Here is an 8,474-nt window from a genome sequence, read left to right as displayed (position 1 = left end):
AGCCCGACCCGGTCAGGGCGTGCGGCCGGAGGCTCTCGCGCCGCCGGCCGCGGCCGGGCGTACCGCCGGCCGCGGCCGGTGTCGCGCTGGGCCCGGGGGCCGGTGTCGCGCTGGGCCCGGGGGCGGGCGGAGCTGGCTGGACGGTCGTCGGCGTGTCCGTGTCGGCGGGATCCAACGCGTCCTCCTGTAGCCGACAGTGTGTGAGCGCGGCTATACCGTCCGTTTGTCAGGGTGTCGTTTGCTGATCGGACGCCCTGTCCGCGGCCATCCTTACTCTGCGAATCAGCAGCATTACATCAGTCGCTGTCGCCGCAGGTCCGACAGTCGCTGTCCAGACAGTCGCCGTCCGGACAGCGACCGGACGGTCCGGGCAGCGGCTGCCTGGACGGTCGCCGTCTGGGTGGTCCGGGCAGTGGCTGCCTGGACGGTCGCCACCGGGACGGCCGCTGTCCCGGCACCGGGAGCGCTGTGACCGGCGGGCCGGCACCGGCGACCGGGTTTCCCGCGCGGCCGGGGAGCCCGGCTGTTCCCGGGCGGCCTGCCTGCCTCGGCATCTGTTTCTCCGCCTGTTTCTCCGCGCGGCCGGAAGCCGGCTTCCGGGGCGTCCGGGTCGGGCATGCTGGGCTGTGCGCTGTCGCCCGGGACGGGTCCGGGCCTTCGGGAGGTGTCGCATGGCCGCGGGAAGCGCTCCTGAGGCTGGGGTCCCGCGGCCGGCGCCGGGGCGGGTCCTGTGATCGGCCCCGTGGACGGCATCACGGCTGGCCCCGCGGGCGTGCCCACGGTGGATGCCGTCGACTGGCGACGGCTGCGGGCCGAGGCCGCCCGGGTGGCGACCCGTGCGTACGCCCCGTACTCACGGCTGCGCGTCGGTGCCGCCGCCATGGTGGACGACGGCAGGCTGGTCGTGGGCTGCAACGTCGAGAACGCCTCCTACGGCCTCACGCTGTGTGCCGAGTGTGTGCTGGTAGGGGCACTGCACACCGCCGGCGGCGGCCGGCTGGTGGCGTTCGCCTGCGTGGACGGCGCCGGCGCGCCGCTGCTGCCCTGCGGCCGGTGCCGGCAGCTGCTGTACGAGCACGGTGGCCCGGACCTCCTGGTGGCGACGGCCGGTGACCCGCGTCGGCTGGCGGAGCTGCTGCCGGACGCCTTCGGCCCCGCCGACCTGCCGCCACCGCCCGTCGCCCACGCCACCGGTGCCGGTGCCGGTGCCGGTGCCGGCACAGCCACCGCCACCGCCACCGGCCAGGACGCCCGCGCAGGACGGGATGGCGGTGGCTTTCCGTGACTTTTCACGTCGTCGACCTGATCCGGACGAAACGGGACGGCGGCAGCCTGCCCGACGCGGCCGTGGACTGGCTGATCAGCTCCTACACGGCGGGCGCTGTCCCCGACGAGCAGATGGCGGCCTATCTGATGGCCGTGGTGTGGCGCGGCATGCGGCCGGCGGAGCTGTCCCGGTGGACCGCGGCGATGGTCGCCAGCGGCGAACGGCTCGACCTGTCCGGGCTCGGCCGCCCGACCGTGGACAAGCACTCCACCGGCGGTGTCGGTGACAAGGTCTCGCTGGTCCTGGTGCCGCTGGTGGCGGCCTGCGGCGCGGCGGTGCCGCAGCTCGCCGGCCGCGGGCTCGGCCACACCGGCGGGACGCTGGACAAGATGGCGGCCATCCCCGGCTGGCGGGCCTCGCTGACGCCTGAGCGGATGCGTTCGGTGCTCACCGACGTCGGCGGGGTCATCGCCGCCGCGGGCGCCGGCCTGGCCCCGGCGGACCGGAAGCTGTACGCGCTGCGGGACGTGACCGGCACGGTCGAGTCGATCCCGCTGATCGCCTCGTCGATCATGAGCAAGAAGATCGCCGAGGGGACGTCCGCGCTGGTGCTGGACGTCAAGGTCGGCTCGGGCGCCTTCATGACGGCCCAGGCGCCGGCCCGGGAGCTGGCCGAGAACATGGTCACCCTGGGTGACGCGGCCGGGATGCGCACGGAGGCGCTGCTGACCGGCATGGACACCCCGCTGGGGCGGACCGCCGGCAACGCGCTCGAGGTCGACGAGGCGGTGGCGGCCCTGCGCGGTGGCGGCCCGGCAGACCTGGTCGAGGTGACGGTCACGCTGGCCAGACGGATGCTCGCCCTCGCCGGGCTGGCCGGCGGCCCGGATCCGGCGGACGTCCTCGCGGCGGGCCGGGCGCACGACGTGTGGCGACGGATGGTCACCGCGCAGGGCGGCGACCCGGACGCGCCCCTGCCCATGGCCCGGCACGTCGAAACGGTGCCCGCGCCCGCGACCGGCTTCCTGCGCCGGCTGGACGCGCGCGCCGTCGGCCTGGCGGCCTGGCGGCTGGGGGCGGGCCGGGCGCGCCAGGACGACGAGGTGTCGGTGGCCGCGGGCGTGCGGTGGTCCGCCGGCATCGGCGAGCGGGTCGTCGCCGGGGCGCCGCTGCTGGAGCTGCACACCGACGACCCGGCCCGGCTGGCCACCGCCCGGGCGGCCCTCACCGACGCCGTCGAGATCGCGGACACCCCGCCGCCCGTCCAGCCGCTCGTCCTCGACCACGTCCACCCGTAGGGCCTGCCTACTGGAGGGCCCCCGGTAGGCGTCCACCGGTGGGGCCTACCGGTAGCCCGGAGCCGCCCGGCTGCCCTACAGCCTGCGCATAGGCAGCCTGCGCATAGGCGTCCACCGGTAGAGCCCACCGGTAGGCGTCCACCCGCGGGCGCCGGCTGGCGGATGCCGGCCACCGGCATCCCGGATGCCCACCGATGATTTTCGCCGCTGATTCCTGTCGCTGATTTCCGTCGACGGATATTTTCACGGTGTATTATCCGCTTTGTTTCTTTCCGGGGGGTTCTCCCGGGCAATCCATGAATGGATCTTCTCTGGCGGGGCTCCGCCGACGGATCCTCCGTCCGGCTCGCCGACCGGGCGCGGGAACCGGGTAAGACGGCCGTGCCTTCGGATATATCTTCGGACGATGACCGTGTCCGTGTCCGTGCCGTCCCCGCCCACGCTGGAGGCCATCCGGCGGGTGCCCAAGGTGCTGCTGCACGACCATCTCGACGGTGGGCTGCGGCCGGCGACCGTCGTCGAGCTCGCGGACGAGGTGGGCTACGGCGGGCTGCCCACCGCCGACGTGGACAAGCTCGCGACCTGGTTCCGCGGCGGCGCCCACAGCGGGTCGCTCGTGCGCTACCTGGAGACGTTCAGCCACACCGTCGGGGTGATGCAGACCCCGGGCGCGCTCGCCCGGGTCGCCCGCGAGTGCGCCGAGGATCTCGCCGCCGACGGCATCGTCTACGCCGAGGTCCGTTTCGCCCCCGAACTGCACGTCGAGCGGGGGCTGGCGCTCGACGCGGTGATCGAGGCCGTCATCGACGGCTTCCGGGCCGGGTCGGCCGGTACCGGGCTGAAGATCCGCGCGCTGCTGACCGCGATGCGTCACGCGGCCCGCTCGCTGGAGATCGCCGAGGCCGCCGTCCGGTGGCGGGACAGAGGGGTTGTCGGTTTCGACATCGCCGGAGCCGAGGCGGGATACCCGCCGACCCGCCACCTCGACGCGTTCCAGTACATGCAGCGGGCCAACGGCCACTACACGATCCACGCCGGGGAGGCGTTCGGGCTGCCGTCCATCTGGGAGGCCCTGCAGTGGTGCAACGCCGACCGGCTCGGCCACGGCGTCCGGGTCACCGACGACATCACTGTCGACACCGACGCGAACGCGGCCCTCGGGCAGCTGGCCAACTATGTCCGGGACGTCCGGGTGCCGCTGGAGATGTGCCCGACGTCCAACGTGGACACGGGCGTGTGCGCGAGCATCGCCGAGCATCCGATCGGCCTGCTGCGCGGCCTGCACTTCCGGGTGACGGTCAACACCGACAACCGGCTGATGAGCGGGGTGACGCTGTCGAGCGAGTTCGCCGCGCTGGTGGACGCCTTCGGGTACGGATGGCCGGACATCCGGTGGCTGACGGTGAACGCGATGAAGTCGGCGTTCATCCCGTTCGACCAGCGGCTGGCGCTCATCAACGACGTGATCAAGCCTGGGTTCGCGCCGGTGTGCGGCGATGGGTGACCCGCCGCTCGCCGCGGCCGGCCCGGCCGCCCCGGATGGCCTGGCCGCCCCGGCCGGCCTGGCCGCCCCGGATGGCCTGGCCGGCCTGACCTTTCCGGACGGTCCGGATAGCCCGGACAGCCCGGACGGCCCGGATAGCCTGACCGTTCTGGATAGCCCGGACGGCCCGGATAGCCCGGACGGCCCGGATGGCCTGGCCGGTCCGGACGCCGGCTCCGGGCGGGCCGGGGCCCCCGGCGGTGCCGTGGCCGGGCCGGACGGGCGCCCGCGCTGCCCGTGGGCGCTGTCCGCGCCGGAATACATCTCCTATCACGACGACGAGTGGGGGCGCCCGGTCCGCGACCGGGCCGGGCTTTTCGAGCGGCTCAGCCTGGAGGCGTTCCAGTCCGGTCTTTCCTGGCTCACCGTCCTGCGTAAACGGGACGCCTTCCGGGCCGCGTTCGCGGATTTCGACCCGGTGGCCGTCGCGGCTTTCGGCCCGGCCGACGTCGAACGGCTGGCGGCGGACGCGGGAATCATCCGCAACCGCCGGAAGATTCTCGCGACAATCACCAACGCCCGGGCGCTGCTGGCGCTGGACGGGTCGTTCGAGGAACTAATCTGGTCGTTCCGGCCCGTGACCACGGCGGTGCCGCTGGTAACGGCGGACCTGCCGGCGACCACGGCCGAGTCGGCGGCGCTGGCCCGGGAACTGAAATCCCATGGCTTCGTCTTTGTCGGCCCCACGACAGCGTATGCGCTGATGCAGGCGTGTGGTCTGGTCAACGACCACCTTGCGGCCTGCGCGGTCAGGAGCTTACGGGGGTGACCGCCCCCGCGCCGCCGGTGCCGGCGGGCCGGCCCGTGCTCCAGGCCGCGCCGCGCGAACCAGACGAACCGGGCCGCTCCGCTAGCATGGCTGATCATGTCGGACGTGATGCTACTTGCGATTGTCAGTGTTGTCGTCACCGGCATCGGCGCGCCGGGGATCAGCGCCTTCTCCGGCCGTATGGAAACACGGCGCTCGCATCGTCTCGCCGTCCAGAAGGAATGCCGTGACGTGCTGGACTTCGCCGCCGAGCAGCTGACCCGGTCCCAACTGGTCACCGCCTACTGTATTTCACTGTGGTCCCGGGGGATAATGGACGGCGACGACGAGGCGAAAGAATATCTGAAGCGCCGGAACCACGCGAACGAAATGGCCCGGACCGCCTACGGGCGGCTGCGTGTCAGGTTCGGCCCGACCGCCCCGGTCACCCGTCACTACGACGACGCCATCGAGTGCATGCACCGCCTGACCGATGTGCTGCGGGGCTACCGCGCCGGCGACACCTACGGCGCCTGGGAGCACCAGGCCAGCGCCGAGTCCGCCGAACTGGCCACGGCCGGCAACAAGTTCCTCACCGCCGCGAAGAAGGCCCTCTCCGCCCAGCGGTAGACGTCGCCGCGGGCACCGGCGCTGTTCGGGGCACCGGCGCTGTTCGGGGCACCGGCGCTACGCCGGGACGTCGGCGTTGCTTGGGGCACCGGCGTTGCTTGGGGCACCGGCGTTGCTTGGGACGTCGGCGTTGCTTGGGGCACCGGCGTTGCTTGGGACGTCGGCGCTACTCCGGGACAGCGGCGAGCACGTCCCGGGTGGCGGACATGCCCAGCCTGGTCGCGCCGGCGCCGACGAGGGCGAGCGCCTGCTCGGCGGTACGGATGCCCCCGCTGGCCTTGATCCCGAGCCGTCCACCGACCGCCGCCGCCATCGCCCGCACCGCCCGCAGGCTCGCCCCGCCCGCCGGATGGAAGCCCGTCGACGTCTTCACGAACTCCGCCCCGCCGGCCTCCGCGGCCCGGCAGGCCGCCGCGATGCCGGCGTCCGGCAGCAGCGCGCTCTCGATGATCACTTTGAGGATCACGTGCGGCGGGACGGCCAGCCGTACCTCGGTGATCTCGGTCTCGATCGACCGCCAGTTCTCCTCCATCGCGCAGGCCAGGTCGATCACCAGGTCGATCTCGTCCGCGCCGTCGGCCACGGCCCGGCGGGCCTCCTGCGCCTTGACCATGGTCAGATGGGTGCCGTGCGGGAACCCGACCACCGAGGCCACGGCGAACGCCGGGTCGTCCGCCGCCGCCCGCTCGTCCTTCGGCCGGCCCCGGCGGGCCGCGGCGGCAGCCAGGTAGACGTGGGTGGGCGCGACACACACCGCGCCGACGCCCAGCTCGGTGGCCTCGCCGCACAGCGCGAGGATCTCCTCCCCGGTCGCCTCGGGGCGCAGCAGGGTGTGATCGATCATCCGGGCGAGTTCGGCCCGGCGTGGGGGAGCGGGAGGGCCCGGCACCGTCGCGCCGGTTCCACCGGTTCCGGCGGGACGGTCCGCTCCGGCTGGGAAGCTCGTCATAGCGTCCATCATTACGGGTGCGGTACGGGTGTGGTGGCAGCCGGAGTTCCAGCGGGCCAGGTGAGGGTCCTCGGACGGCGGGAGGCAGTTGTGCGGGTCGACGTCGTCGAACATCCGCTGGTGGCCGCGCGGCTGACCATGCTGCGCGACAAGGGGACGCAGCCACCGGTGTTCCGCGCGGCGCTGCGGGAGCTGTCCACGATGCTGATCTACGAGGCCGCCCGGGAGCTGCCGACGGTCCGCCACGCCGTGGCCACCCCGCTCACCCCGGCGGTGGGCAGCAGGCTGGCCATGGCGCCGATCGTCGTGCCGGTCCTGCGGGCGGGGCTGGGGATGCTGGAGGCGGCCCTCGGCCTGCTGCCCGAGGCCCGGACCGGCTTCGTCGGCCTGGCCCGGGACGAGCGGACCTTCCAGCCCCACGCCTACCTGGAGTCACTGCCGGCGAGCCTCACCGACTATCCCGTGCTGCTGCTCGACCCGATGCTCGCCACCGGCGGATCGGCCGCGCACTGCCTGAACCTGCTGGCCGGCCGCGGCGCTACCGGCATGGTTCTGGTCTGCGTACTCGCCGCCCCCGAAGGGGTCGCCGCGCTGGACGCGGGCGGCTTCGACGTCCGGATCGTCACCGCCTGTATCGACGAACGGCTCGACGACAACGCCTTCATCGTCCCCGGCCTCGGCGACGCCGGCGACCGCCAGTTCGGCGCCGTCTGACTCCGAGCCGCCCACCAGCGGCGCATGATCGTCAATTGTTTGTCGTTGTGTACGGTTTTCGGGCGAAAAAGCGTACACAACGACAAACAATCGCCGATCTTCTCCGTTCAGGGGCCGAGGAGCAGATGGTGGACGGTGGCGCGGAGCGTGGCCAGGCGGGTGTCCGCCTCGCGGCGGGCGCGTGCGAGGCCGTCGGCGTCCGCCGTGGGCTCGACCGGGACGGCCACCTCCAGATAGGCCTTGATCTTCGGTTCGGTGCCGCTGGGACGAACGACCACCCGTCCACCGTCCGTCAGCCGAAAAATGATCACATCAGCTGGTGGGACGGCACCGGCCGCCTGGCCGGGCGTAGACGGCACGGGTTCGGCGGCCGGGGCGGGTTCGGGTTCGGCGGTCGGGACCGGTGCAGGTGCGGCGGCCGGGACCGGGGCCGGGGCGGGTGCGGGCGCGGCGGTCGGGACCGGGGCTGGGGCGGGTGCGGCGGTCGAGACCGGGGCCAGGGCTGGTGCGACGGCCGGGGCTGGGGCTGGTGCGGCGGCGAGGTCGCGGATGGCGAGTACGTCGGCGGGGCCGATCCTCGCCGGGGGCTCGGCGCGCAGTGCGTCCATCACGGCGGAGATCCGCGCGCTGTCGGTGACCCGGATGGACACCTGGGCGGTGGCGTGCAGGCCGTGTCGGCGGACGAGGTCGTCGAGCCGGTCGAGCAGGGTCCGGCCGTGGCGTTTCTCCGCCGCGGCGATCCCGGCGATCGCCAGGGCCGCGGTGATTCCGTCCTTGTCGCGCACGAGCGTCGGCGCGACCGCGTAGCCGAGCGCCTCCTCATAGCCGAAGACGAGGCCGGCGTGCGCCCGCATGATCCATTTGAAGCCGGTGAGGGTCTCGAGGCAGGGGACGCCGTGCGCGGCCGCGAGCGTCGCCAGTGCGCCCGAGCTCACGATCGTCGTGGCGACCGGCCCGGGCCGGTCGCGCAGCACCTCGTCCGCGAGCAGCAGCCCGACCTCGTCGCCGGTGAGTACCCGGCTGCCGACCGCGGCCGCACAGCGGTCCGCGTCCGGGTCGTTGGCGATGACGACGTCGGCGCCCACCGCCCGGCCGAGCGCGAGCACCCGGTCCAGCACGCCGGGCTCCTCCGGGTTCGGGAACGCGACGGTCGGGAAGTTCGGGTCGGGACGGGCCTGCTCGGCTACCACGAACGGCGCGGCCAGGCCAGCCCGGGTGAACACGGCGGCCAGGGTGTCTGCGCCCACACCGTGCAGCGGCGTGTACGCCACCCGGAGGCCAGCAAGATCGTCTAGGGTGGAGTCGTCAACGGCCCGGCTGGTGGT

The 8,474-nt window shown here is 73.6% G+C and carries 7 protein-coding genes and 1 pseudogene; 6 read left to right on the top strand and 2 right to left on the bottom strand.

The window, feature by feature from the left end:
* Positions 1–742: 742 nt before the first annotated feature.
* The 5 genes from NBW84_RS12010 (at position 743) to NBW84_RS11990 (ending at position 5,486) form a co-directional block, all read left to right on the top strand.
* Entirely contained in the window at positions 743–1,285 is a 543-nt protein-coding gene (locus tag NBW84_RS12010; RefSeq protein WP_250284565.1) for a cytidine deaminase, read from the top strand.
* A complete protein-coding gene (locus tag NBW84_RS12005) occupies positions 1,282–2,565 on the top strand; it encodes a thymidine phosphorylase (RefSeq protein ID WP_250284564.1) in 1,284 nt (427 codons plus the stop codon). Before NBW84_RS12010 ends, NBW84_RS12005 begins: the two co-directional genes overlap by 4 nt.
* A 406-nt stretch (positions 2,566–2,971) precedes the next feature.
* On the top strand, positions 2,972–4,069 hold the full coding sequence (locus tag NBW84_RS12000) for an adenosine deaminase (RefSeq protein WP_250284563.1): 1,098 nt from the start codon (positions 2,972–2,974) through the stop codon (positions 4,067–4,069).
* Positions 4,070–4,262: 193 nt separating this feature from the next.
* Positions 4,263–4,877 (top strand): DNA-3-methyladenine glycosylase I, encoded by a 615-nt coding sequence (locus NBW84_RS11995; RefSeq protein WP_445548267.1) that lies wholly within the window; start codon positions 4,263–4,265, stop codon positions 4,875–4,877.
* 105 nt (positions 4,878–4,982) lie between these two features.
* Entirely contained in the window at positions 4,983–5,486 is a 504-nt protein-coding gene (locus tag NBW84_RS11990; RefSeq protein ID WP_250284562.1) for a hypothetical protein, read from the top strand.
* A gap of 166 nt (positions 5,487–5,652) precedes the next feature.
* Here NBW84_RS11990 and deoC read toward each other — a convergent pair whose 3' ends face one another.
* Positions 5,653–6,435: a deoxyribose-phosphate aldolase gene (gene deoC, locus NBW84_RS11985; protein ID WP_250284561.1), complete on the bottom strand. Its 783-nt coding sequence runs from the start codon at positions 6,433–6,435 to the stop codon at positions 5,653–5,655.
* 90 nt (positions 6,436–6,525) lie between these two features.
* On the opposite strand from deoC, the gene upp reads away from it, so the two are divergent.
* On the top strand, positions 6,526–7,149 hold the full coding sequence (gene upp / locus NBW84_RS11980) for a uracil phosphoribosyltransferase (RefSeq protein WP_250284559.1): 624 nt from the start codon (positions 6,526–6,528) through the stop codon (positions 7,147–7,149).
* 107 nt (positions 7,150–7,256) lie between these two features.
* Here upp and NBW84_RS11975 read toward each other — a convergent pair.
* Positions 7,257–8,474, bottom strand: a pseudogene (locus NBW84_RS11975) (phospho-sugar mutase); the annotation flags it as partial.

It is taken from the genome of Protofrankia sp. CiP1_Cm_nod2, from assembly GCF_920664355.1.
Taxonomy (GTDB): domain Bacteria; phylum Actinomycetota; class Actinomycetes; order Frankiales; family Frankiaceae; genus Protofrankia.
This window is presented reverse-complemented; position numbering and strand designations above follow the sequence as displayed.